20 protein-coding genes and 2 pseudogenes are annotated in these 24,297 nt (G+C 72.1%); 14 read left to right on the top strand and 8 right to left on the bottom strand.

Annotation, left to right across the window (positions count from 1 at the left end; genetic code table 11):
• Positions 1–13: 13 nt before the first annotated feature.
• The gene (locus tag HGK34_RS04245) at positions 14–3,154 is read left to right on the top strand and encodes an AfsR/SARP family transcriptional regulator (RefSeq protein WP_201845337.1); all 3,141 of its coding nucleotides are present in this window, start codon (positions 14–16) and stop codon (positions 3,152–3,154) included.
• Here HGK34_RS04245 and HGK34_RS04250 read toward each other — a convergent pair.
• The 4 genes from HGK34_RS04250 to HGK34_RS04265 form a co-directional block, all read right to left on the bottom strand.
• Positions 3,138–3,887 carry an ABC transporter permease gene (locus HGK34_RS04250; protein WP_201845338.1) on the bottom strand — a complete coding sequence of 250 codons (750 nt, stop codon included), beginning with the start codon at positions 3,885–3,887 and terminating at the stop codon, positions 3,138–3,140. The genes HGK34_RS04245 and HGK34_RS04250 overlap by 17 nt on opposite strands.
• A complete protein-coding gene (locus HGK34_RS04255; RefSeq protein WP_201845339.1) occupies positions 3,884–4,822 on the bottom strand; it encodes an ATP-binding cassette domain-containing protein in 939 nt (312 codons plus the stop codon). Before HGK34_RS04255 ends, HGK34_RS04250 begins: the two co-directional genes overlap by 4 nt.
• A gap of 190 nt (positions 4,823–5,012) precedes the next feature.
• Positions 5,013–5,822: a CPBP family intramembrane glutamic endopeptidase gene (locus tag HGK34_RS04260; protein WP_201845340.1), complete on the bottom strand. Its 810-nt coding sequence runs from the start codon at positions 5,820–5,822 to the stop codon at positions 5,013–5,015.
• A 60-nt stretch (positions 5,823–5,882) separates the two neighbouring features.
• Positions 5,883–6,413 (bottom strand): nitroreductase family deazaflavin-dependent oxidoreductase, encoded by a 531-nt coding sequence (locus HGK34_RS04265; RefSeq protein ID WP_201845341.1) that lies wholly within the window; start codon positions 6,411–6,413, stop codon positions 5,883–5,885.
• A gap of 179 nt (positions 6,414–6,592) precedes the next feature.
• On the opposite strand from HGK34_RS04265, the pseudogene HGK34_RS23710 reads away from it, so the two are divergent.
• Both HGK34_RS23710 and HGK34_RS23715 read left to right on the top strand, forming a co-directional pair.
• Positions 6,593–8,293, top strand: a pseudogene (locus HGK34_RS23710) (glycoside hydrolase family 2 TIM barrel-domain containing protein); the annotation flags it as partial.
• Positions 8,294–8,392: 99 nt separating this feature from the next.
• Positions 8,393–9,571: pseudogene (locus tag HGK34_RS23715) on the top strand (beta-galactosidase small subunit-related protein); the annotation flags it as partial.
• A 63-nt stretch (positions 9,572–9,634) separates the two neighbouring features.
• On the opposite strand, the gene HGK34_RS04275 reads toward HGK34_RS23715, so the two are convergent.
• A complete protein-coding gene (locus tag HGK34_RS04275) occupies positions 9,635–10,126 on the bottom strand; it encodes a MarR family winged helix-turn-helix transcriptional regulator (protein WP_244666395.1) in 492 nt (163 codons plus the stop codon).
• Between the two features lie 90 nt (positions 10,127–10,216).
• Here HGK34_RS04275 and HGK34_RS04280 point away from each other — a divergent pair, with 90 nt between their 5' ends.
• Together HGK34_RS04280 and HGK34_RS04285 are read left to right on the top strand one after the other, a co-directional pair.
• Positions 10,217–10,840, top strand: coding sequence for an NADPH-dependent F420 reductase (locus tag HGK34_RS04280; RefSeq protein WP_201845343.1), 624 nt, complete (start codon positions 10,217–10,219; stop codon positions 10,838–10,840).
• A gap of 28 nt (positions 10,841–10,868) precedes the next feature.
• Positions 10,869–11,777, top strand: a complete 909-nt coding sequence (locus tag HGK34_RS04285; protein WP_201845344.1) for a VOC family protein — start codon at positions 10,869–10,871, stop codon at positions 11,775–11,777.
• Between the two features lie 45 nt (positions 11,778–11,822).
• On the opposite strand, the gene HGK34_RS04290 is transcribed toward HGK34_RS04285, so the two are convergent.
• Complete coding sequence (locus HGK34_RS04290) at positions 11,823–13,148, bottom strand: glycoside hydrolase domain-containing protein (protein WP_201845345.1); 1,326 nt, start codon at positions 13,146–13,148, stop codon at positions 11,823–11,825.
• 216 nt (positions 13,149–13,364) lie between these two features.
• Here HGK34_RS04290 and HGK34_RS04295 point away from each other — a divergent pair, with 216 nt between their 5' ends.
• Positions 13,365–13,619 (top strand): hypothetical protein, encoded by a 255-nt coding sequence (locus HGK34_RS04295; RefSeq protein ID WP_201845346.1) that lies wholly within the window; start codon positions 13,365–13,367, stop codon positions 13,617–13,619.
• A gap of 26 nt (positions 13,620–13,645) precedes the next feature.
• On the opposite strand, the gene HGK34_RS04300 is transcribed toward HGK34_RS04295, so the two are convergent.
• Positions 13,646–14,749, bottom strand: a complete 1,104-nt coding sequence (locus HGK34_RS04300) for an amidohydrolase family protein (RefSeq protein WP_201845347.1) — start codon at positions 14,747–14,749, stop codon at positions 13,646–13,648.
• Positions 14,750–15,002: 253 nt separating this feature from the next.
• Between HGK34_RS04300 and HGK34_RS04305 the strand changes: the two genes are divergently transcribed.
• The 6 genes from HGK34_RS04305 (at position 15,003) to HGK34_RS04330 (ending at position 21,025) form a co-directional block, all read left to right on the top strand.
• On the top strand, positions 15,003–15,890 hold the full coding sequence (locus tag HGK34_RS04305; protein ID WP_307815742.1) for an SIS domain-containing protein: 888 nt from the start codon (positions 15,003–15,005) through the stop codon (positions 15,888–15,890).
• 96 nt (positions 15,891–15,986) lie between these two features.
• A complete protein-coding gene (locus HGK34_RS04310; RefSeq protein WP_201845348.1) occupies positions 15,987–17,312 on the top strand; it encodes an ABC transporter substrate-binding protein in 1,326 nt (441 codons plus the stop codon).
• Complete coding sequence (locus tag HGK34_RS04315; protein ID WP_307815744.1) at positions 17,309–18,262, top strand: carbohydrate ABC transporter permease; 954 nt, start codon at positions 17,309–17,311, stop codon at positions 18,260–18,262. Before HGK34_RS04310 ends, HGK34_RS04315 begins: the two co-directional genes overlap by 4 nt.
• Positions 18,259–19,134 carry a carbohydrate ABC transporter permease gene (locus HGK34_RS04320; protein WP_201845349.1) on the top strand — a complete coding sequence of 292 codons (876 nt, stop codon included), beginning with the start codon at positions 18,259–18,261 and terminating at the stop codon, positions 19,132–19,134. The genes HGK34_RS04315 and HGK34_RS04320 overlap by 4 nt, the downstream gene beginning before the upstream one ends.
• Positions 19,131–20,108, top strand: a complete 978-nt coding sequence (locus HGK34_RS04325) for a carbohydrate kinase family protein (RefSeq protein WP_201845350.1) — start codon at positions 19,131–19,133, stop codon at positions 20,106–20,108. The genes HGK34_RS04320 and HGK34_RS04325 overlap by 4 nt, the downstream gene beginning before the upstream one ends.
• Entirely contained in the window at positions 20,105–21,025 is a 921-nt protein-coding gene (locus tag HGK34_RS04330) for a 1-phosphofructokinase family hexose kinase (protein ID WP_201845351.1), read from the top strand. The genes HGK34_RS04325 and HGK34_RS04330 overlap by 4 nt, the downstream gene beginning before the upstream one ends.
• Before the next feature lie 53 nt (positions 21,026–21,078).
• On the opposite strand, the gene HGK34_RS04335 is transcribed toward HGK34_RS04330, so the two are convergent.
• Complete coding sequence (locus HGK34_RS04335) at positions 21,079–21,885, bottom strand: DeoR/GlpR family DNA-binding transcription regulator (protein ID WP_201845352.1); 807 nt, start codon at positions 21,883–21,885, stop codon at positions 21,079–21,081.
• Positions 21,886–22,017: 132 nt separating this feature from the next.
• On the opposite strand from HGK34_RS04335, the gene HGK34_RS04340 reads away from it, so the two are divergent.
• The gene (locus tag HGK34_RS04340) at positions 22,018–23,334 is read left to right on the top strand and encodes an alpha-glucosidase/alpha-galactosidase (RefSeq protein ID WP_201845353.1); all 1,317 of its coding nucleotides are present in this window, start codon (positions 22,018–22,020) and stop codon (positions 23,332–23,334) included.
• A complete protein-coding gene (locus HGK34_RS04345; RefSeq protein WP_201845354.1) occupies positions 23,331–24,182 on the top strand; it encodes a class II fructose-bisphosphate aldolase in 852 nt (283 codons plus the stop codon). The genes HGK34_RS04340 and HGK34_RS04345 overlap by 4 nt, the downstream gene beginning before the upstream one ends.
• Positions 24,183–24,297 lie beyond the last annotated feature (115 nt).

Consider the following 24,297-nt stretch of genomic DNA (forward strand, 5'->3'; position numbering starts at 1 on the left):
CAAGATCGGCCCCGTGCAGATCAGCATGCTTGGTCCGTTCGAGGTTCGTCTGGACGACGGCGTCGCCGTCGACGTGCCCGGCGCGCGGTTGCGTGCCCTCCTGGTCGCTCTCGCGCTCGAACCCGGCCGGGTGATCCCGAAGGCGGTGCTGGTCGACTGGATCTGGGACGAGAACCCGCCGTCGGACGCCGCGAACGCCTTGCAGCGCCTGGTGTCGCGGCTGCGAAAGGTGCTGCCGGCAGGGTCGGTCGAGGGACACGCGGCCGGCTACCGGCTTGATGTGGATCCCGACGCCGTGGACGCCGTGCGGTTCGAACGGCTCGCGGGCAGGGCCCGCGACGAGGAGGGCCTCGGGCGCGTGCGGCTGCTGCGCGAGGCCCTCGCCCTGTGGCGGGGCGCGGCCATGCACGACGTCGGCCTGCGGGACGGTGCCGCGTTCGACGCGGCGGTCACCCGGCTCGAGAGACTCCGACTGGCCGCGACGGAGGACCGGTTCGACGCCGAGATCGGTCTGGGGCACGGTGCGGACCTGGTGCCGGAGCTGACCGACCTGGTGGCGGCCGACCCGGTGCGAGAGCGCCTCGTCGCCGCCCTGATGCGTGCCCTCGCCGCTGCCGGCCAGGGCAACGAGGCGCTGCTCGTCTACGAGCGCACCCGCGAAGCCCTCGCCGACACGCTGGGCGCCGACCCCTCGCCGGAACTGTCCGCCGTGCACGTCGCGCTGCTGCGCGGCGAGCTGACACCGCCGCAGCAGGAGCGGAGGACGAACCTGCGGGCCGAGCTGACCAGCTTCGTCGGCCGGGACGCCGACGTCGCCACCGTCCGCGACCTGGTCGCCCGGCACCGCCTGACCACGCTGATCGGCCCCGGAGGCGCGGGCAAGACCAGGCTCGCCACGGAGACCGCGCGCACCCTGCTCGCCGACCTGCCCGACGGCGCCTGGCTGGTCGACCTCGCGGCCGTCAGCGCCGACGGCGACGTCGCGCAGGCGACGCTCTCCGCCCTCGGGCTCCGGGACACCCTGCTCGGTGACGCGTCGAACCTGGGAGCGGCCGACCGGATCGTCGCCGCGGTCCGCGAGCGGGACGTCCTGCTGATCCTGGACAACTGCGAGCACGTGATCGACGCGGCGGCTGCCCTGGCGGACCGGCTGCTCGGGGAGTGCCGGCGGCTGAGGATCCTGGCGACCAGCAGGGAACCGCTCGGCATCACCGGCGAGGCGATCCGGCCCGTCCTGCCGCTCGCGCTGCCGCCGGAAACGGCCGGCCCGGCCGAGATCGACTCCGCGCCGTCCGTCAGGCTGCTGCGGGAACGGGCAGGTGCCGTGCGCCAGGATCTCCCGGCCGATGCGCGCACCGCGGCGACCATGGCACGGATCTGCCGCGTGCTGGACGGGATGCCGCTGGCGATCGAGCTTGCCGCCGCCCGGCTGCGCACCCTGTCCGTCGATCAGCTCGCCGCGCGGCTCGACGACCGGTTCCGGCTGTTGACCAGCGGCAGCCGGACCGCGCTGCCGCGGCACCGGACGCTCCGCGCGATGGTCGACTGGAGCTGGGAGCTGCTGACCGAGCCCGAGCGGACCGTGCTGCGCAGGCTCTCCGTCTTCTGGGGCGGAGCGAGCCTGGAGGCAGCCGAGCAGGTCTGCGCCGGAACCGACGTCGAACCGGACCAGGTGCTCGACCTGCTCACCGCGCTGACCGACAAGTCACTGGTGGTCGCCGGCGGCGACGGCGCACCGCGCTACCGGCTGCTCGGCACGATCAAGGAGTACGCGACGCAACGCCTCGCCGACGCCGGGGAGACGGAACCGGCTCGGCAGGCCCACCTGGCCTGCTTCACCGAGCTCGCCGAGACCGCGGAGCCGCACCTGCGGCGGGCCGAGCAGCTCACCTGGCTCGCCGTGCTCGCCGCCGAGCACGACAACCTCGGCGCCGCGATGCGCGGCGCGATCGCGGCCGGTGACGCCCAGGCGGCGATGCGGCTCGCCGCCGGCGCCGGCTGGTACTGGTGGCTCAGCGGCCACAAGTCCGAGGGCATGGACCTGATCGTGGCCGCCACCCGGACGCCCGGCGACGTGACCGACGAGACCCGCGCCTGGGTGTACGCCCTCGTGTCGATGTTCGTGACCTCGGGGATGGGCGACGAGCACACGGCCTCCGACTGGATCCGGCAGGCCTACCGGTTCAGGGGGCGCAGCGAGCACCCGCACCCGGCGCTCTCGCTGACCGTCCCGCTGGTGCGCATGCTCGAGGCGCCCGGCGAGGCGGTGGCCGCGTGGGAGTCGCTGCTGGACGCCGAGGACCCGTGGGTGCACGCGCTCGCCCGGCTGCACCTCGGCAGGACGCGCCTGACCGCCGGCACGGACGAGGCCGAAGGGGAGGCGGATCTGCAGCGCGCACTGGCGGAGTTCCAGGCGCTCGGCGAACGGTTCGGGATCTCGTTCGCCCTGTCCGAGCTCGGCGGCCTGATCGCCTCGCGCGGTGAGCTGGCCGCCGCCTGCGAGCACTACGATCAGGCGGTCGCGGTCGTCACCGAGGTCGGCGCCGCCGACGACCTGATCCAGCTGCGCTCGCGGCAGGCCCAGCTCCACTGGCTCCTGGGTGACGAGGAGGCGAGCGCGGCAGCCCTGGCGGAGGCCCGCCGCCTCGCGGAACGGGTCACGTGGCCGGGCACGCTGGCCTCGCTCGCCCTCGTCACCGCGGAGCTGGCGAGGTGGCGCGGGGACGTCGGCGAAGCGACCCGGCACCTGGAGGCAGCCACCACCCTGTGGGGCGGCGACGCCGACGGGACCTACCTCCGCGCGGTACGGAACGACCTGCTCGGGTACCTCGCGGACGATCTCGGCGAGGCCGCCGGGCACCACGCGGCGGCCTACCACGCCGCGTGCGAGACGGGGTATCCGCCTGCGGTCGCGGTCGCGCTCGTCGGTGTCGCGGACCTGGCCCTGCGCCGGGGCGACCCGGAGCAGGCCGCGCGCCTGCTCGGGGCGAGTGCCGGGGTGCACGAGCGGCCGGACCTCCAGCGCCTCGCGGACGTCGCCCGGATCGAGCGGACGGCACGGGACAGCCTCGGCGACACAGGGTTCGCCGAGGCCGTCCGCGAGGGCCGGGAGACCGCCCCGGATCAGGTCGTCGCGGTCACGCTCGCTTTGTGAACGTCGCTGCCGCCCACAGGTAACCGGCCAGGGCGATCGCGACGCACCAGCCGACGGCGAGGATCGCGTCGCCGGCCGACGGCGTGCCGGCGAGCAGCCCGCGCATGGTCTCGATGATCGGGGTGAAGGGCTGGTATTGCGCGAACTGCGCCAGGCCCGGCCCCATGGTGTCCGCCGGCACGATCGCGCTGCTGAAGAACGGCAGCATGACCAGCGGCACGGAGGCCAGCCCAGCGGTCTCCGGAGACTTGGCCGCCAGGCCCAGGGCGATCGTGAGCCAGCCGGTCGAGAACCCGAGCAGGACGACCATGCCCGCCACGCCGAGCCAGTCCAGCGCGCTCGCCGACGGGCCGAACCCGAGCAGGAAGGCCACGCCGAGCAGTACGGCGACGGCGATCACGTTGGTGAGCAGGCTGGCGACGACGTGCCCGGTCAGGACCGCGCTGCGGGAGACGTCCATGACCTTGAACCGGTTGATGATTCCCGTGGTCATGTCGGAGTTCACCGCGGTGGCCGTGGAGCCCAGCCCGTAGCAGACGGCCAGCAGGACGAGCCCCGGCGTCGCGTAGTCGATGTAGTCGACGCCGACGTCGAAGGCGTCGCCGAACATGTACACGAACATCAGCATGATGATGACCGGCATCAGGACGGCGTTGAAGACCGTCGTCGGGTTCCGGGCGATGTGCTTGAAGTTGCGGCGCAGCATCACGATCGCGTGCGGTGTGGTGTTCACTTCGTGGCCTCCGTGGTGTGGCCCGTCAGGGCGAGGAAGACGTCGTCGAGGTCGGGGGTGTGGACGGAGAGCTCGTCCGCGGTCAGGGAGTACTCGTCGAGCCGGTCCAGCAGGGCTCGCAGCGATGCGGTGCCGCCGTCGCCGGGAACCCGCAGGGTCAGGCCGTCGTCGTCCCGCGTGGCGTCGGCGAGCACCTGTGCGGCGGCGTCGAGCTCGGCCGTGCCGGCGAACCGGAGCCTGATGTGGGTTCCGGGAAGCTGCCGCTTGAGCTCGTCCGGGGTGCCTTGGGCGACGATGCGGCCCTGGTCGAGCACCGCGATCCGGTCGGCGAGCTGGTCGGCCTCCTCCAGGTACTGGGTGGTGAGGAAGATGGTGACGCCGTCCGCCACCAGTTCGCGGATGATCGACCACATCGTGCGCCGGCTGCGCGGGTCCAGCCCCGTCGTCGGCTCGTCGAGGAAGACGATCCGCGGGTCACCGACAAGCGTCATCGCCAGGTCGAGCTTGCGGCGCATGCCGCCCGAATAGGTCGAGGCCGGCTTCTGCGCGAACTCCGTCAGCTCGAAGCGCTCCAGGAGCTCGGTGACGCGCCGACGGCCGTCGCCCGCGGACGCCCCGTGCAGATCCACCATGAGCTGGAGGTTCTCCTGCCCGGTGAGCAGCTCGTCCACCGCCGCGAACTGGCCTGTCACGCCGATCGCGGCGCGCACCGCCTTCGCCTCGGTCTCGAGGTCGTGCCCGGCGACACGTGCCGTCCCGCCGTCGGCCCGCAACAGCGTGGTGAGCAGGTTGACCGTCGTCGTCTTGCCCGCTCCGTTGGGGCCGAGGAGGGAGAAGACGGTGCCCGAGCCGACGTCGAGATCGACGCCGTCGAGCACGGTCCTGTCCTTGAACGTCTTGCGCAGTCCCGTGACCGCGATCGCTGAGGTTGTCATGCGACCACTGTCGGCGGGGGCGCTGACACGCCCCTGACACGGTGCTGACGCCGGGCGGGCTGCGGTCTCGTGGCAGGTCAGGACGGTGTCGGAGCGGAGGCGGCAGAGCCGGCCGAGCGGGCGGGCGAGCGCCGACGACGAAGGGCGCCGCCCGGGTGGACGGCGCCCTGGTCGGGGTTCGGGATCGACGCTAGATCACGCCCAGTGCCAGGGCGATGATGCCGGCGGAGGCCATCAGCAGGGCCGTGCCGGGGTGCATGCCGATCGAGATCCGGAGGTCGTGCTTGCGCCAGACGAGCCAGACCGCCGGGAACAGGAAGATCACCTTCGACAGGTACGTCCAGGGCGACCAGAAGTGGTACACGGTGAACAGGACCGTGTTGACCAGCGGCGCCCACCTGCCGAGCTGCGGAAGGCGGGGGAGCAGGAAGCCGCGGAAGTAGAGCTCCTCGACGAGCGGCAGGGAGAATCCGGTGAACGGCAGGCACACCACCAGGGTCACGAGGACGGCGGTCCGGGAGTAGCCGTCGAGGTAGGTGGTGGCGCTGCCGCCGGCGCCCTTGTACTGGATCCACGTGAAGAACTGGTCGTAGAACCAGTTGTCCATCGGGACCAGGGCCAGCGACACCACGGTCATCCAGACGATGAGCGCGGCGATCAGGGCGGTGAGCTTGCCTCGGGAGATCGGCCTGCCCGTGTAGTGCAGGACCCCGCGCAGCGAGAGGCGGCCGTTGCGCTGGTGGCCCAGCCAGTACAGGCCGAGCAGGAGAGGGCCGAGCACGGCCGTGAGCGCGATGGCCCACGCCAGGAACGGCGGATAGCCGACGGACAGGACGAACGGCTCGGCGAAGAGCAGGTAGACGGCGGTGATCAGGGCGCCGGGGACGAGGTGCAGCGCGAGGGACAGCACCAGCGGGTGGCGTTCACGGAGCAGTAGCTCGGCGACCGGGTGGATCCGGCGGCCTGCGGTGGTGGTCAGGGGGCTCGGTGTGTTCGTCATGCCGCAGATGCTGGCCGGGCCGGCGAACACGGCGCTGACACGGTACTGACACGGCAGTCGTCACCGCTGACCTGCCGCGGGACGACGGCGGTCCGGTGCGGCCGTGTCGGTGAGGGGCTGCAACCGGAAGAGGCGCACCACCCGCCCCGACTCCCGTTCGTAGGACCGGTAGCCGGGCCACTGCGACTCGATGCGGGCCCAGACGGCGTCCCGCTCGTCGTCCTCGACGAGCGTGGCTCGGACCGGCATCCGCCGGCCGCGCACGCTGATCGTTGCGTCCGGGTGGGCCAGGAGGTTGTAGGTCCATGCGGGGTGCCTGCGCTGGGCGAACGCTGTGCCGGCCACGATCGCGCGGCCGTGCCCGTCGGGCGTGTACATCAGGTACGTCGTGCGTGGCTCGTCCGACCTGGCGCCCGTCGAGTACAGGACGAGCGACGGCACCAGCAGCGCGCTGAGCTGGAGGCGGCCGCCGGAGAGCCACGCGGTCAGCCGCTCGGCGGGCGGCAGCAGCACGGGACCGGCGGAGCGGAACGCCCGCGTGTGCGTCAGCGGGGCGATCGCGGAGCGGGCTGCGTGCAGGAGCCTGGCCATCCGGCCATTCTTGCCCGGGCCCTCGCCCGGCGCCGCCCGGCCGCGAGGCACGGGCCGATCGACCATCCAGTGGTCGAATTCCCTTCGTTCAACGTTGAACGGCCGGTGTACGGTCTCGACTGGTGCGTCCCGTCCGTGGCCGCGCCCGCCTCGCCGTCCGCCCGCCACCTGGAGGAGTCATGCCCCTCGACCACGAGTCCGTCGCCCCGCCGGACGGTGTCGTCGCCCCGCGCTTCCGTCCGCCCGCCGGCGCCTCCAGCGCCGCCGCGGTGTCCCTCGACGGCGAGTGGCGGTTCCGCCTGTTCCCGCACCCCGACACCGGGGTGGACCGTGCGGAGCCCGGCGACGGCTGGGACCGTCTGGCGGTGCCAGGCCACTGGCAGCTCGCGGGAGCCCCGCACTCCTGGCCGTACGGCGTACCCGAGTACACCAACGTGTTGTACCCGTTCCCGGTCGAGCCGCCCCATGTGCCCGACGACAACCCCACGGGCGAGTACCGCACGACGTTCAGCCTGCCCGCGGAATGGCCGGACGGCGGCCGCACCGTGCTGCGCTTCGAGGGGGTGGACTCCTGGTTCCAGGTGGCGCTCGACGGCGAGCTCCTGGCCACGTCGCACGGCTCCCGTCTGCCCACCGAGGTGGACCTCACGGGACGCCTCGGCCCGGGTGACCACCTCCTGGCGGTCCGCGTCACCAAGTGGTCGGCGATGTCGTACGTCGAGGACCAGGACCAGTGGTGGCTCTCGGGCATCTTCCGCGGCGTGACGCTGGAGCACCGTCCGGACGGCGGCATCGACGACGTCCGGGTCCGCGCGGACTACGACCACACCACCGGCGTCGGCACCCTGCGGGTGGACACCGCGGCGGTCGTGGCCGCACCGGGCGCGGTCGCGGCGCGCGTGGCGGTGCCGGAGCTGGGCGTCGAGGCAGTGGCCGGCGAGGAGCTGCGGGTGCCCGTCGAGCCGTGGAGTGCCGAGCGGCCACGGCTCTACGACGTCGTCGTGGAGACCGGTACGGAGACGGTGACCCTCGCCGTCGGGTTCCGCACGGTCTCGATCACCGACGGGGTGTTCCTCGTCAACGGCCGTCCGGTGAAGCTGCGGGGTGCCAACCGGCACGAGTTCGACCCGCTTCGGGGGCGCGCGGTGACCCCGGAGCGGATGCTCGAGGACGTGCTGCTCATGAAGCGGCATCACCTCAACGCGGTCCGCACCAGCCACTACCCGCCGCACCCGCACTTCCTGGACCTGTGCGACCGGTACGGCCTCTACGTCGTCGACGAGAACGACCTGGAGACGCACGGCTTCCTCGACGAGGGCTGGTCCGGCAACCCGGTGGACGACCCGGAGTGGACCGACGTGCTCGTCGACCGCGTCACCAGGATGGTGCGCCGCGACGGCCACCACGCGAGCATCATCCTGTGGTCGCTCGGCAACGAGGCGGGCGGCGGGCGCAACGTCCGCGCGATGGCCGACGCCGTCCGCGGGCTCGACCCGAGCCGTCCCGTCCACTACGAGGGCGACTGGTCGAGCGACCACGTCGACGTGTACTCGCGGATGTACGCCCCCACCGAGGAGGTGGCCCTCATCGGCCAGGGCGTCGAGCCTCCGCTCGAACGGGCGAACGCGGACGCCCGGCGTCGGGCCATGCCGTTCGTCCTGTGCGAGTACGCGCACGCGATGGGCAACGGCCCGGGTGGCCTCGCCGACTACGACGCGCTCTTCGACCGGTACCCGCGGCTGCTCGGCGGGTTCGTCTGGGAGTGGATCGACCACGGCCTGACGCGGGCCGACGCCGACGGCACGCTGTTCGCGGCGTACGGCGGCGACTTCGGCGAGCGGATCCACGACGGCACGTTCATCGCCGACGGCCTGCTTCTCCCGGACCGCACGCCCTCGCCGGGGCTGCGCGAGACGGCGGCGGTGTTCGCGCCGGTGCGCATCGACGCCCGGCCCGACGGCACCCTGCTGGTGCGCAACCGGTACGCCTTCCGGGACACGAGCCACGCCGAGCTGCGCTGGACGCTGCACCGCGGCGAGGACGAGCTCGCCACCGGAAAACTCGACCTGGTGCTCGACGCCGGCGACGAGGCGGTGGTGCGTCCGCCCGCGGACCTGCCGCTGCCGGAGCCGGGCGAAGCTCCCGTCTGGTGGACCCTGCGCGCCGTCCAGCAGAGCCCGGACACGTTCGAGGAGTCCTGGCTCGAGCCCGGGTTCGTGCTCGGTGCCGGGCAGCTCCGGGTGGTGGATCGGGCGCCGCTGCCTGCCCCGGCAGGCCGGGTCACCGCCCACCCCGAGGGCGGCTACCAGGCCGGCCCGGCCCGCTTCGACGCGCGGGGCGACCTCGTCGCCCTCGCGGGCCGCGCGGTGCACACCTTCCGGGTGGACGCCTGGCGGGCACCCACCGACAACGACCGTGCCGCGGGCGGCGGGCAGGAGCGCTCCGACCTGGAGAACTGGCGCCACGCGGGCCTGCACCTGCTCGCCGAGCGCAAGGCCGGAGTCCACGTCGGCGAGGACGGGGCGCTCGAGATCGACGCACGTGTCGCCGGCCCGACGACGCGTGCGGGCTTCGCCGCCCGGTACCGCTGGCAGCCGGTCACCGACACGCCTGACGCCGTCGACCTGCTGATCGACGTCCGGCCGGAGGGCCGGTGGCCGCAGAGCGTCGCCCGTCTCGGGGTGGTGCTGGTCCTCGACGAGCCGCGGGCCATGGACGCGGGGGTGCGCTGGACCGGGCTCGGTCCCGACGAGTCGTACGCGGACTCCCGCACGGCCGCCCTCGGGGGCGCCTGGCGACACACCGTCGCGGACTGGCAGACCCGCTACACCCACCCGCAGGAGAACGGCGCGCGGCGCGGCGTCACGAGCGCCGTCCTGTCCTTCGCGGACGGCTCCGGACTGCGGGTCGACGCCGGAGAGGTGACCGTCGGCGCACGGCCTCAGGACGGGGTCGAGCTGTCGCTGCGCCCGTGGTCCGACGACGCGCTGGACCGCGCGGCGCACCCGCACGAGCTCATGCCCGACGGCCTGCTCCGGCTGCACCTCGACGCCGCCCAGCACGGCGTCGGCAGCGCCGCCTGCGGGCCCGGTGTCCTGCCGAACGCGCAGCTTCACGCGGCGCCCGTGCTGATGCGGCTGCGGCTGACCGCGCTCTGAGCCGCGCCGCGCTCGTCCTCCCGCCTGGCGCGTCCGCGGATGCGCCGGGGGGTGGACCGGGCGTTATCCGAAGGGGGTGGCGCGCGCGGGCTGCCCGTCACCGTCCAGCCGGCCCCGGATGACCTCCGTCACCTGAGCCAGGGCGTCGAGCTGCTCCGGGCTGAGCGCGTCGATCACGAGCCGGCGGGCGGTGGCCAGGTGTCCCGGCATGGCGCGCACCAGGGCGCTCCTGCCCTCCGGTGTCAGGCGCACGTTCGTCGCACGCCCGTCCTCCGGGCACGGGAAGCGGTCCGCCAGCCCGCGCTTCTCCAGCCGTGAGCACACGTGCGACAGGCGCGGCAGCGTGGAGCTCGTGGTCTCCGCCAGCGCCGTCATGCGCATCGTCTGCTCCGGCGCGAACCGCAGCACGCTGAGCACGAAGAACTCGAAGTGGGTCATGCCCGAGTCCTGCTTGAGCTGTGAGTCCAGGGCGGCCGGCAGCAGCTGGCACACCGTGATCAGGCCGAGCCATGCCGCGGACTCCTGCTCGTTCATCCGAGCAACCTGGAATGTCATGGCACTACCGTACGTTACTTGTAGCGACAACCAAAGCGTGGCATGCTGAGATCACTCAGTTGTCGCAACAACCAACAAGGAGTGGACGACATGACGACAGTGACGATCATCGGTGCGGGCAACCAGGCAGGCGCCGTCGCGGCCCTGGCGACGAAGGCCGGCGCGGGAGTGCAGATCCTGGCGCGCGACGCCGGGAAGGCGAACGCCGTGGCCGCGCCGCTGGGTGCGGCGTCGGGCAGCCTGGGCGAGCCGATCACGGGTGACCTCGTGGTCCTCGCGGTGCCCTACCCGGCCGTGGCGGAGATCCTCGACGCCTACGCCGGAGGCCTGGCGGGCAAGGCCGTGGTGGATGTCACCAACCCGGTCGACTTCGCCACCTTCGACGACCTGGTCGTCCCGGCCGACTCCTCCGCCGCCCAGGTCATCCAGGACGCGGCGCCCGAGGCCCGCGTCGTCAAGGCGTTCAACACGAACTTCGGCGCGACCCTGGCCACCGGGACCGCGGGTTCGCAGACCGCCACCGTCCTGATCGCGGGTGACGACGCGGACGCCAAGCAGACCGTCGCCGACCTCGCCAAGGGTGCCGGTCTCCGGGCCGTGGACGCCGGCGCACTGAAGCGGGCCCGGGAGCTGGAGGCTCTCGGATTCCTCGCCATCACCCTCGCCGCGGGCGAGAAGACCACGTGGACCGGCGGCTTCGTCCTCGCCGACTGACGCCGGGCCGCACGCGGAGGAGAGTCTCATGACCGTACCCACCTGGACGCCGGCCGCCGTCCCCACCTCGGGGGCGGCACCCGACGGCACACGCATGGACACCGTGCAGCTGCTGGTGCACGACCTGGACGCGATGACCGCCTTCTACCAGCAGGCGGTCACCCTGGACGTGCTCGACCAGTCCGGACCGACCACGACCCTCGGCCGCGGCGGCGTGGCGTCCATGGTGCTGCGCCAGGAGAAGGAACTGCCAGGACAGGACCGCCACGGTGCGGGCCTGTACCACACGGCGATCCTGTTCCAGGACGAGCGCCGGCTGGCGGGCGCGCTCGCGTCGATGGCGCAACGGGCCGGACACCTGTACCAGGGCAGCGCCGACCACCTGGTCAGCGAGGCGTTCTACTTCGCCGACCCCGAGGGCAACGGCCTCGAGCTCTACCGGGACCGGCCACGGGAACAGTGGCAGATCGGCTCGAACGGAACCATCCGCATGGGTGCCGAACTCCTCGACCCCCAACGGTTCCTGTCCCGGTGGTACGACCCGTCCGCCCCTGACGACGGCGCGTCCGCGGCGATCGGCCACATCCATCTCCAGGTGGGCGACATCCCCACGGCGCGCCGCTTCTACGAGGGAGTCCTGGGCTTCGACGTCACCTGGGCCATGGACAGCGCCCTGTTCCTGTCCGCGGGCGGATACCACCACCACATCGGTCTGAACACGTGGCACAGCGCCGGTGCGGGGCCCCGGGCCGCGACCCTCGGCCTCGGCGACGTCCGCATTCTCGTGCCCACCCGCGAGGACGTCGAAGCGCTCGCCGACCGCCTGCGCCATCACAGGATCGAGGCGGCCGACGACGGGCGGGCGCTCCGGTTCGCCGACCCCTGGGGCACCCGGCTCGCGGTCACACCGGCAGGAGCGGACGGTCAGGGGTCCTGACCGAGGAGGGGCGCGCACGCGACGCGCCCCTCCGCCCGGACGGGCTCACCGGCAGCGGGGAACCGGCCGGCTCCATGTCGTGTTGGACCGGTTCGAGACGTAGTAGTCGCTGACCCAGCGTCCGTCACGCAGCTTGTTCCACACGGAGGTGGTCCGGACGTTGCTGCCCTTCTTCTGGCAGATCACCAAGGCCAGCGAGCCTCGAGGCAGGGGGCTTCCCGTGGTCGGGTACGACGTCCCGGGGCCGGTGCGGGTGTTGAGCGCGCTGGCCGTCACCTGCCCGGGGTAGGTGCAACGCGGAACGGCGCGGGTGAAACCTGTGCGAGACGGGGTCGAGACGTAGCGGTCGGTGACCCACGCCCCGTTGCTCAGCCGGTCCCACACCCGCGTGGAGCCGATCTTCTTTCCGCGGGACTGGCACACCACCCGCAGCGAGGCGCCCGGCGCGTACTTGCGTACCACGGGGTAGGAGGTGGAGGGGCCCTTGCGCGCGTTCAGCGACACGGTACTGGTCACCTTGTAGGTGCGGGTGACCGTGGCGACCGGCGCCTTGATCCTGTCGGAGTCGATGTTGATCGTGACCCCGCCCCATGTCTCCCGGTGGCCACCGCGGTACTGCTTCGCCCGCTGGTAGACCGACCACTGCCAGTTCGGCGCGGTCGGCCAGCCGGTGAGCGACTCCGACCCGTCCCAACGGGCCATCCACACCGCGTCCGGCCGGGCGACCTTGGTCGAGTTGTAGACGTCGGACAGGTCTCGCAGTCCGGAGTTCTGATGGACGTACACGCCGGCCAGGTACCCCTTCGCGTGCAGGGTCTTGGTCCAGGCGGAGACGTACCGGCGCACGGCCGTACGGCACGAGGACTTGGAGCGGTCGTAGTGCTCGATGTCCGCGTACAGCGCGCTCCCCGGACGCAGGCTCAGGGCCTTGGCGCGCGCGACCGCGTCCGTGGCGTCCGAAGTGCCTCGTGAGGTCGCGTTGGACGCCCGGAAGTGGTAGTGCTTGCCGCCGAGTATGCAGTACGGCTGGTACCCGACATAGGTGGGCAGCAGCTTCCAGCCCGCCTTGGTGGCGCCACGCACCCATGACTTGCTCAGGTTCGGCTGCGCGCAGGCGCGGTTCCTGCCGCCGAAGTAGACGTTCACCGCCGTGTACGGCGAGGTCCCCTTCCATGCCTTCAACGCCGTGAGCGACGGCGCGGTACAGGCGTCGAAGCCGAGCCGATTGGCTCGGGTCGCCGTCGAGCCGGAGGGATACGCCACCGGCGTCTCCGGTTCGGCCGACGCGGGTGTGACGAGCCCGACGAGCAGGAGCGCGAGGCTGCCGGTGAACGCGGCCAGTGCGCGGACGATCGTTCGTTCAGTGGCCATGCCATATCTCCGATTGGATCCGGATCATCAAAGTTCAGGACATCTACGGCCCAGGATCAGTGTCACCTCAAATGCTCCCCGGCGCTCGCCGACGCAGGGCCCGGGGGCTCGGGACCAAAGCCCCTGCCCTCCGTGCGGTGCGGGTGACGAGGCTTGACACCAGCGGGAGAGGTGACTCGGAGTGTCTCCGATCCGTCGTCCGAGGGGACCAGAGCAATGATGGGTTTCGGGTCCGGATGGATCATCATGGTGGCCGTCTGGATCGTGCTGATCGCGGTCGCCGTGTGGGGGCTGGCCCGGCTCATGTCCACCTCCGTGACGCGTCGGAGGCGGACCGGGAGGGAGAAGGGCACGACCGCTCTCGCCGCGGTGATCGTGACAGCCCTCCTCGCCCTGGTCGGTGCGGTGGCCTGGGCGACGTACAGGGCGCTGAGCACCGACGGCGGCGTGACGAGCGGGCTCGACGGATGATGGTGTCGCGGTGCGAGGGCGAGCGGCTACTCGTCGCCGGTGAGCCCCAGCACCCGACGGGCGTTGTCCCTGTACAGGGCGGGCAGCAGGTGAGCGGGTAGCGCGGCGCCGGCGATCTGCCACCTGCCCTGGGGCGGCACGGGCTCGCCCGGTGCGTAGTCGAAGCACTCGTCGTCGGTCTCCAGGAAGCGGAAATGGGCCTCGAACTGTGCACGGGAAGCGGGGAAGGCGTCCGTGCCGAAGAGCACGCGGTCCGGGTAGCTCTCCACGAGCCGGCGGAACCGGCGCGGCTGGCGGCCCAGTTCTCCGAGCCGGCCGGCGATGTCGATCACGAGGTGGGGCGCCGTGCGCAGCAGGCGTTCGACATGGTCGAGGTCCTCGGCGACGCAGCCGACGTGTGCTCCGATGTAGCGGGTGCCCGGCGTCGCCACGAGCAGCCGTTCGAACGCGCCGAGCAGTCGCTCGAAGGACGGGTAGCGGTTCCGGTCGGCGAACGACCAGTCGGGCCGTCCGGCGAGCTCGTCGAACCGCTCGTTGTGCGGATCCATGGGATCGAAGAACGCCTTCGGGTCGGCGACGTGGACCAGAGCGGGTAGACCGAGTTCTCCGGCCAGGGCGAGCACGCCGACCACACGCGGATCGTCCGGCAGCACGAGTTCGTCGTCGTGGTCCGTCACCGCGAGGCCGAGGTTCTTCCACACCTTGATGCCGCGGGCGCCGCGGGCGGCGCTCTCGCGGAGTTGTTCCCGGATCTCGCGTTCGCCGCCCGGGCGGTGCAGCAGGGACCAGTCGACCTGGCAGAACGTGACGAAGCGGCCCGGATGGGCGCGGTCGTACCGATCCAGATTGGCCGTCAGCTCTTCGCCCCACAGGCCGTCGAGGTTGACGACGGTCTCGATGCCGGCGTCGTCCATCATCGCGAGCAGCTCCGGCACGTCAGGCGCGCACCAGTCGCGAGTGAGCCACCGCCCGAGGTGGTTGTGCACGTCGACCGCGGGGACCGCCGCCCGGGTGACCCGGGTCGCGGACACCGAGATGCGGGGCCGTGGAGCCCAGTCCACCAGCCGGAGGTCCGGGGCCGTCGTGGGTGTGGAGCCCGCGGCTCCCAGGGGATCGGGGGTCTGGCTCATGACGGCCTCCTCGGCGATGGAGCGCGAAGCGCTCGACGTATGCGTGTTCTCGCCGAGGATCGAGCAAGCGTGAGCAGATTGCCGACTTGTTACGCGATTCAATCAGTCAGAGTGAGTGAATCCACCAGTCTTGGTGACTCGTGCGCAACTGTCGAGCACGATGGGCGGCAGCGGCGACCGGCCAGCAGCCAGAAGCCGCCAGGCACCCAGCGCCCGACCGAGGGCGCACCGGACGACGACAGGAAGTCGCACTGTGAGCATCAGCACCACCACCGAGCATGAGATCCGCAGCCAGCCCGAGGTGTGGGCACGTGCCATCGGCGCAGCCGCCGACGGCGCCTCGGTGCTCGGGCGCCCGGGCGAGCAGGTTGTGGTGCTCGGCTGCGGTACCAGCGCGTTCGTCGCCGAATCGCTGGCGGTCCTGCGGGAGCGTGCCGGGCACGGCAGGACCGATGCCGCCTATGCGTCGGAGTGGACGCCGGGACGCCCGTACGACCGTGTCGTCGCGATCAGCCGCTCGGGCACCACGAGTGAGGTGCTCGAAGCGCTCAGTTCGGTTCCTGAGGGAACGGTGAAGGCGGCCGTGGTGGGCGTGGCCGGCACGCCGGTCGCCGAGGCGGCGGACGAGACCCTCGTGCTGGACTTCGCGGACGAGGAATCCGTCGTCCAGACGCGGTTTCCCACGTCGGTTCTGGCGCTGGCCCGTGCCGGCCTGGGGGAGGACCTCACGAGCGTCCTGGAACAGGCCGCCGGGGTGCTCGACGCCCCGCTGCCCGTCGACCCGTCGCGGTTCGACCACTTCGTGTTCCTCGGCAGGGCATGGAGCTACGGCCTGGCGCAGGAGGCCGCGCTCAAGATCCGCGAGGCCGCGCAGGCATGGTCGGAGTCCTACCCGGCCCTCGACTACCGGCATGGTCCCGTCGCCGTGGCTCGGGAAACCAGCCTGGTGACGCTCTTCGGCGCGGCCGATCCGGTACTCGCGGCCGACATCGGGGCCACGGGGGCGACGGTGCACCACCAGGACCTCGACCCCCTGGTCCAGCTCGTGCAGGCCCAGCGCCTCGCCGTCGAGCTCGCCGTGGCGCGGGAACTCGACCCGGACGCGCCCCGCCATCTCACCCGCTCGGTCGTGCTCAACTGACCGAGACCACCCGGTCCCCCGAGGCCCCGGACGAACCTCAGACGGCACCACCCGCCTGAACCCCCCCGAGAAACACGCAGGAAAGACGAGGACATCATGCCGCACCATCTCCGAACCGCCCGTGGACGGGGCGCCCTGGGCGCCGCCACCCTCCTCGTCACGACGGCACTGCTCGCCTCGTGCTCGTCCGGCGTCCAGGGAGCGACGACGCTCGACAAGGACGCCGACGTGACCCTCACGTGGTGGACGGGCCAGGCGGACCAGGCCCAGACCATCCTCACCGGACTCGCCGAGGAGTTCGAGAAGGACCACCCCAACGTCACCATCGAGGTCTCCTCGGGTGCGCCGTCGACCGAGGACCTGCTGCAGAAGCTGTCGTCGTCGTTCGCCGGCGGAACCTACCCGGACATCTCCTACGCGTTCGGATCGTGGGCGAGCGAGCTGGCCGACTCCGAACGGACGCTCGACATCACCGACCAGGTCTCCGACCCCGCCGTCGGCTGGGACGAGTTCTCCGGGGCAGCACGGCAGACCGCGCAACCCACCGGCGACGCCGTCATCGGGTTCCCCGCCGTCGTCGACAACCTGTCTCTCATCTACAACAAGACGGTCTTCGACGCCGCCGGGATCGACCACCCCACGGCCGACTGGACCTGGGACGACTTCCGCACGGCGGCCGCCGAGCTCGCGGACCCCGACACCAGCACCTACGGGTACGGCTACTCGGTGTCCGGGTCGGAGGAGACGACGTGGCAGTTCTGGCCGCACCTGTGGCAGAACGGCGGGGAGATCCTCGACGACTCCGGCACGGAGGCGACGTTCGACTCCCAGGCCGGGATCGACGCGCTGACGCTGCTGCGAGACATGGCCGTCGAGGACAAGTCCGTGTACCTCGACCAGACCGACACCAAGTTCGGCCAGATCTTCGCGAGCGACCAGATCGGGATGATCACCTCCGGCCCGTGGTCGTTGTACGACCTCCAGGTGGCGGGCACCGACTACGGCGTCGTGCCGCTGCCGGGGACCGACGGCAGGCACACGACGATCTCCGGCGCGGACCTGTGGGTGCTGTTCGACCACCAGGACGCGAACCGTGAGTACTGGTCGTACGAGTTCACCAGGTGGCTCACCGACCCCGAGCAGGACCTGCGCTGGAACGTCGCCTACGGCAACCTGCCGCTGCGGGAGAGCGAGATCGACTCGCCCGAGTTCCAGGAGCAGGTGACGCAGATGCCCGGCCTCGACGTCATGGCCGAGAACAGCGCGAACGCGACCATTCCCCGCCCGACCGTCCCCGGCTACGTGAACCTCTCCGAGGCGATCGGCACCGCGATCTCCGAGGTGCTGCAGGGCGAGGGCGACCCCGGCGAGGCCCTGTCGCGCGCCGCGGACGAGGCCACGGCCAGCCTGGCGGAGAAGTGACCGGGACCGCCGTCGAGGCGCGACAACGCGTGCGGGCCCGGCCGCCCGTCCGGGCCGTCCGGGCCCGCAGGGGCGGCCGGGTGCCCGACGGGCTCACCGGGTGGGGGTTCGTCGCCCCGGCGACCCTCATCGTGCTGGGCCTGTCGATCTTCCCCGCCGTCTGGGCGTTCCTGCTCTCCCTGCAGGACTGGAACGGGTTCTCGGCGGCCGAGCCGGTCGGGCTCGACAACTACCGCGAGATGGCGGCCGACCCGGACCTTGCCGCCGCCGCGCTGCACACCCTGCTCTACACGGCCTTGTTCGTGCCGGCCTCCGTCCTGCTCGGCCTTGGCCTCGCCGTCACGCTCAACCGGCGCATCGTCCTGGTCGGGGTGTACCGGACCTTGATCTTCCTGCCGTTCGTCGTGTCGGCAGCGGCCACGGGCATCCTGACGACCTACCTGTTCAACCCGCAGTTCGGTCTGGTCAACAACGTGCTGCGCGTCGTCGGCCTGCCGCAGCAGGGCTGGCTGGAGGACCCGCACCAGGCGATGGTGGTCATCGCGATCATGTCGCTGTGGGGCCAGGCGGCGTTCACGACCGTCATCTATCTCGCCGCGCTCCAGGACATCCCGGCCGAGCTGTCCGAGGCGGCCCGCGTCGACGGCGCCAACCCCTGGCAGTCCTTCTGGCACGTCACCTTCCCGCAGCTCGCACCCGTGACCGTGTTCGTCGCGATCTGGCAGTCGATCCAGGCGATTCAGCTCTTCGACCTGGTGTACACGACCACGCGAGGCGGGCCGCTCCAGGCCACGGAGACGATCGTCTACTACCTGTGGACCCTGGCCTTCCGGGAGCTCGAGTTCGGCTATGCGTCGGCGGTCGCCTACGGGCTGTTCGCCGTCACCCTCGCGATCACCATCGGCGTGACGGTCTACTCGCGCCGCAGCACGGTAGGTGGACCCCGATGACACTGCTTGCCACACCCGCCCGCCCCGCGCATCGGCCCGAGGAGCGGCCACCGCGCCGCCGGCGCCGCACGGCCTGGTGGCATCTCGTGCTCGTGCCCGTCGCCGTCCTGTTCGCGACGCCGTTCGTGCAGATGCTCCTCACCTCCCTGACGCCGGAGTCGGAGATCAACCGGTTTCCGCCGCGCTTCGTCCCGTCGTCGATCACCCTGGACGGGTACGCCAAGCTGTTCGGCGAGACCGACATCCTGCTGTGGACCGGCAACACGATCCTGGTCAGCGTGGTCGCGGTGGGCTCGCACCTGATCCTGTGCTCGCTCGCCGGCTACGGGTTCGCACGGCTGAAGTTCCCGGGACGCCACGTCGGATTCGGCCTGATCCTCGCGACGATCATGATCCCGACGCAGCTCCTCATGGTGCCCACCTATGTCATGTTCGCGAGGGTCGGACTCATCGACACCCTCGCCGCGGCCATGGTGCCCTGGCTCGCCTCGGTGTTCGGGATCTTCCTGATGCGCCAGTTCTTCCTGTCGCTGCCCGCGGAGCTGGAGGAGGCCGCCGTGCTGGACGGCTGCTCCCGCTGGGGCACGTTCTGGCGGATCATCCTGCCCCTCGCCCGGCCGGCCCTCGCCACCCTGGCGATCTTCACTCTGCTGAGTTCCTGGAACGACCTGGTCTGGCCGCTGATCGCGATCAACGACCCGAACGCCTTCACCCTGCAGCTCGGTATCACCAACTTCCAGGGCGCCCGGCGCACCGACTGGTCGCTCCTCATGGCGAGCAACGTCGTGGCGACACTGCCCCTGATCCTCTTCTTCGTGTTCGCGCAGAAGCAGTTCATCGCCACCATGACCTTCACAGGAGTCAAGGGATGACCGCCACCCGGCCCGTGCCCCGCGCCCCGCTGCCCGTCGTCGTGGCCGGCGACGCGAACGTCGACCTCGTCCTGCGCGGGGACGTCGTTCCCCGGTTCGGCCAGGCCGAGCAGCTCGCCGACTCGGGCGACCTCGTGCTCGGCGGATCGGCCTGCATCGCGGCGTCCGGCCTCGCGCGGCTGGGGGTGCCGACGTCCCTCGTCGCAAGGGTCGGCGCCGACACGTTCGGCGCGTTCACGCTCGACGCGCTGCGCGGCTACGGCGTCGACGTCGCGAGCGTCGAGACGGCCCCCGACGAGCCCACCGGGCTCTCGGTGATCCTCTCGACCCCGGCGGACCGGGCGATCCTGACCGTACCGGGAACCATCCCCACGCTCACCGGAGCGCGTGTCACCCAGGAACTGGACGCGCGCGCGGCGCACCCCGGCATCCTGCACGTCGCCTCCTACTTCCTCCAGCCCGGCCTGTCCGCGGCGCTGCCCGGCGTGCTCGCGCGCGCCAGGGCCCAGGGCTGGACCACGAGCCTGGACACCAACTGGGACCCCGGTGAGCGGTGGACCGGGCTCGGCGACGTCCTGCCCCACCTGAACCTCCTCCTGCCCAACCGCAACGAGCTGCGCGCCGTCGCGGGCGCGCTCGGCGAGCCCGCAGATCTGGACGACACGGCCCTCGCGGTCCGGATCGCCCGCCGCGGCCCCCGCGTGGTGGTCAAGGACGGCGCCGCCGGCGGATGGTCCGTGGGGGCCGACGGCGACGTCGCGAGGGCCCCGGGGCTCGCCGTGGACGTCGTCGACACCACGGGCGCGGGGGACAGCTTCGACGCGGGCTACCTGAGCGCCGTCGCACACGGGGTCCCCCGCGAGCGGGAGCGGGTGCGATGGGCGGCCGTCGCGGGCTCGTTGTCCACCCTGGGCGCGGGCGGGACCGGGCGCCAGGCCACGCTCGACGAGCTGGAACGGGTGCTCGCGCCGTGATCTCGGCGATCGCGCTCAGCCCCTCGCTCGACGTCACCTACGTCGTCGACCGGCTCGCCGGAATCCAGCGCCCGCACTCCATCCACCGCGTGCCCGGCGGCAAGGCGCTCAACGCGGCCCGCGCGGCCGCCGCGCTCGGCGCGCCCGTGTCCGCCGTCGCCGTTCTCGGCGCGGGCGTCGGGCAGGACGTCGCCGACGGCGCCCAGGCCCACGGCGTCGAGGTGCACGTCGTACCCGGCACGGAGCCGACCCGGAGCTGTGTCTCGATCTTCGCCCGCGACACGGAACGACTCACCGAGATCTACGAGCGCTCCGTTCCCGTTTCCGCGCGCACCGCGTCCGCCGCCGTGGACACCGCCGTCGGCCTGGCGGCCTCCCGGCCGGGATGGTGGTTCGTCTCGGGCGGCCTCCCGGACTCGATCCCCGCCGGCCTGCTCGCCGACGCCGTGCGCAGGCTGCACGACGCCGGGGTCCGGGTCGCCGTCGACACGCACGGAGCGGCGCTGCGGAGCGCCGTCGAAGCCGGCCCGGACCTGGTCAAGATCAACCGGGCGGAGGCGCAGGAACTGGTCGGCGGCGACGCCGGCACCACCGTCCCGGAACTGCTCACCGCCGTGCACGCGCTGACCCGCGGGCTCGTCGTCGTGACGGACGGCGCGGCCGGGGCCTGGGCGACCGACGGCGACGGGGTACTGCGCGCCCGGCTGGCCGGGCACACCGGGACGTTCCCGGTGGGCAGCGGCGACTCGTTCCTGGGCGGCCTGCTCCTCGTGCTCGACGGCGGCGGCGATCTCGCCGCGGCGCTGGCGCTCGCGACGGCAACCGGTACCGCGAACGCGCAGGTCCCAGGCGCGGCGGTGGTGGACCCGGAGCTGGCACGCCGCCTCGCGCGAGAGGTCGAGGTGAGCGCCGTCTAGGTCCGGCCGACGCGCGGGAACCAGGGTGGCGTCGCTGCCCCGGGAGCCGTGGCTCAGTCAGGGACCACGTGGACGTCGACGCCGTCGGCCGCGATCGCGGCAAGCGCCTCGGGGTCGGCCGAGGTGTCGGTCACCAGCACGTCGATCTCCGGGAGATCGGCCACCTTGGCGAGGGTCACCCGGCCCACCTTGGAGCCGTCCGCCACGACGACCACGTGTTCGGCGTGGGCGAGCATCGCGTGGTTGGTGCGTGCCTCGGTCTCGTCGTGGGTCGTCGCGCCGCCGCGGGCGCTGATGCCGTCCGTGCCGAGGAACGCCGTGCCGACGTTGATGGCGTTGAACGTGTTCTCGGCCAGTGCCCCGACGGCCTCGAACGAGCTGGACCGGACGAACCCGCCGGTCATGATCACCTTCAGGTTGCTCCGGGACGCCAGCTCCGTGGCGGTGGTCAGCGCGTTGGTGACGATCGCGAGGTCGGGACGGGTGGCGAGCGCCCGGGCGACGGCGGCCGCGGTGGTGCCGCCGCTGATGGCGACCGAGTACCGCCCGGCCGGCAGGAGGCCGGCCGCGTGCTCGGCGATCCGCGACTTGGCGTCCCGGAACCGGTTGTCCCGCAGCAGCACGGGTACCTCGGTGGTGGGGTCGAGCGCGCGGACGCCTCCGTGCGTGCGGACGAGCAGGCCCTGGTCCTCCATGGCGGCGAGGTCGCGTCGCATGGTCGCCGAGGAGACGCCGAGCTCCCGGACAAGGTCTGTGAGGCGGGCGGTGCCGTGCTCGTTGACGTATGTCAGGGTCCGCATCATGCGGTCGGTGCGCTTGTGCGAGATGGCGCGCGGTGTCGCCTCGGTGGTGGTCGCCATGAGGTCCTTCCGGGTGCGGGGATGGCTGTCCGGTGTCCCGGCCTTCCCGAACCGCTCATACAGACTGATTGATTATCGCGGATTCTGATCGTATTCTTGCACATCTTGCGCGAGCCGGTCGATGATCGGGCCATGGTCAGCATCGCGTTCATCGGCGCCGGGAGCGTCGTCTTCACCCGGCAGCTCGTCGCCGACATCCTCCGCTTCCCCGAGCTCGTGGACGCCCGCCTCGTGCTCCACGACATCGACCCCGAACGCCTGGCCGTCGCCGAGGCGACCGCCCGCCACGTCGACGGCCGGCTCGGAGGCCGGGCGGCGATCGTGGCCACGACGGACCGCCGGGCCGCGCTCGACGGCGCGGACTTCGTCGTCAACATGATCCAGGTCGGCGGTGTCGACGCGACGATCGCCGACCTGGAGATCCCGGCACGCCACGGCCTGCGCCAGACGATCGGCGACACGACCGGGGTGGGCGGGATCTTCCGCGCGCTGCGGACCTTCCCGGTGCTCACGGAGCTGGCCGCGGACCTGCGCGAGCTGTGCCCCGACGCGTGGCTCCTCAACTACACCAACCCCATGGCGATGAACGTCTGGTGGCTGTCGGCCGTTGCCCCCGGGCTCAAGGCCGCCGGGCTCTGCCACAGCGTGTACTGGACGGCACACGACCTGGCGGAGCTCGTGGGCGTGCCGGTGGAGGAGACCCGGTTCCGCGCGGCCGGCGTCAACCATCAGGCCTGGCTGTTGCGGTGGGAGCACCACGGCCAGGATCTCTACCCGGCGCTGCGGGACCGCATCCGCGACGATCCCGAGCTCGCGCGCCGGGTGCGCGTGGAGATCTTCCGCCGCATCGGCTACTACCCCACGGAGACCAGCGAGCACTCCTCGGAGTACCTGTCGTGGTTCCTGCGGTCCGACGCGCAGATCGCGCGCTACCGGATCGAGCCGCTGGAGTACATCGGCATCAGCCGGGAGAACCTGGCCGAGCTCGACCGGGCGAAGCGGACCCTGGCCGCCGGCGGCGAGCTCGAACTCGAGGAGGGAGCGAGCGAGTACGCGCCGCAGATCATCCACTCGATCGTCACCGGCGCCCGGCGCGAGGTGCACGTCAACGTGCCCAACCTCGGGCTGATCGACAACCTGGCGCAGGACGCGGTCGTCGAGGTTCCGGCCGTCGTGGACGGCTCGGGCGTCACACCGCTGGCGATGGGTGCGCTGCCCGTCCAGTGCGCGGCGGTCAACCAGGCGTACGTCTCCGTCGGCCGGCTGACCGTGGAGGCGGCACGCACGGGTGATCCGCTCCTGGTCCGGCAGGCCGCGCTCATGGACCCCAACACGGCCTCCACCCTGACACCCGAGCAGATCTGGGCCGTCTGCGACGAGCTGACGGCCGCCCACGGTGACCTGCTGCCCGAGGCGCTGCGCGCCGCCGTCCCGGCGGGTGCGCTGTGAGCCTCACGGAGACGGGCACCCTTGTCGCGGACGCCGCGCGATCCGGAGGTGCGGTCCTCGCGTTCAACGTCATCACGCTGGAGCATGCCGAGGGCATCGTCCTGGGACTCGAGGCCGCCGGGCTGTCGGGAATCCTCCAGGTGAGCGAGAACGCCGTGCGGTTCCACGGCGGGCGGATGCCGCCCGTGGTCGCGGCGTGCCGCGAGATCGCGGCGTCGGCCGGTGTCCCGGTCTCCGTGCACCTCGACCACGTGCAGGATCTTGGCCTGGCCCGCACGGTCGTCGGGGACGCGGAGCGACTCGGCATCTCCTCCCTCATGGTGGATGCCGCGCACCTGGAGTACGAGGAGAACGTCGTGACCACGGGTGACATCGCCGAGGCGGGGCACCGCGCGTCCCTGTGGATCGAGGCCGAACTGGGTGAGATCGGCGGCAAGGACGGTGCGCACGCGCCCGGAGTGCGCACCGATCCCGGTGAGGCGGCGTCGTTCGTGGCCCGTACGGGTGTCGACGGTCTCGCCGTCGCGGTCGGCAGCTCGCACGCGATGACCACCGCGACCGCGGAGCTCGACCTGGGGCTGATCGCCCGTCTCACCGATCTGGTCCCGGTGCCGCTGGTGCTGCACGGCTCGTCCGGCGTGCCCCTCCCTGCCCTCCGGGCCGCCGTCGCGAACGGCATCCGCAAGATCAACGTCGGGACCGCGCTCAATCTCGGGTACACGGCCCAGGTGCGTCGGTTCCTCGACGCCGACGGGTCGGTGACCGACCCGCGCAAGTACCTGGCGCCCGCGCGGGAGGCGGTGCGGGACGTCGTCGACGAACTGTGCACCGAGGTGCTGTGCGGATGATCCCGTGTGGAGGCCGGTGACGTTCCGCGCAGGGGCCGGATCGAGCTCCGGGCCGGTGCTGCCCGCTGCGTGACCCGTGACCCGTGACCCGTGACCGTGACCCGGGACCGTGACC

The organism is Myceligenerans indicum, assembly GCF_016742955.1.
GTDB classification, from domain to species: domain Bacteria; phylum Actinomycetota; class Actinomycetes; order Actinomycetales; family Cellulomonadaceae; genus Myceligenerans; species Myceligenerans indicum.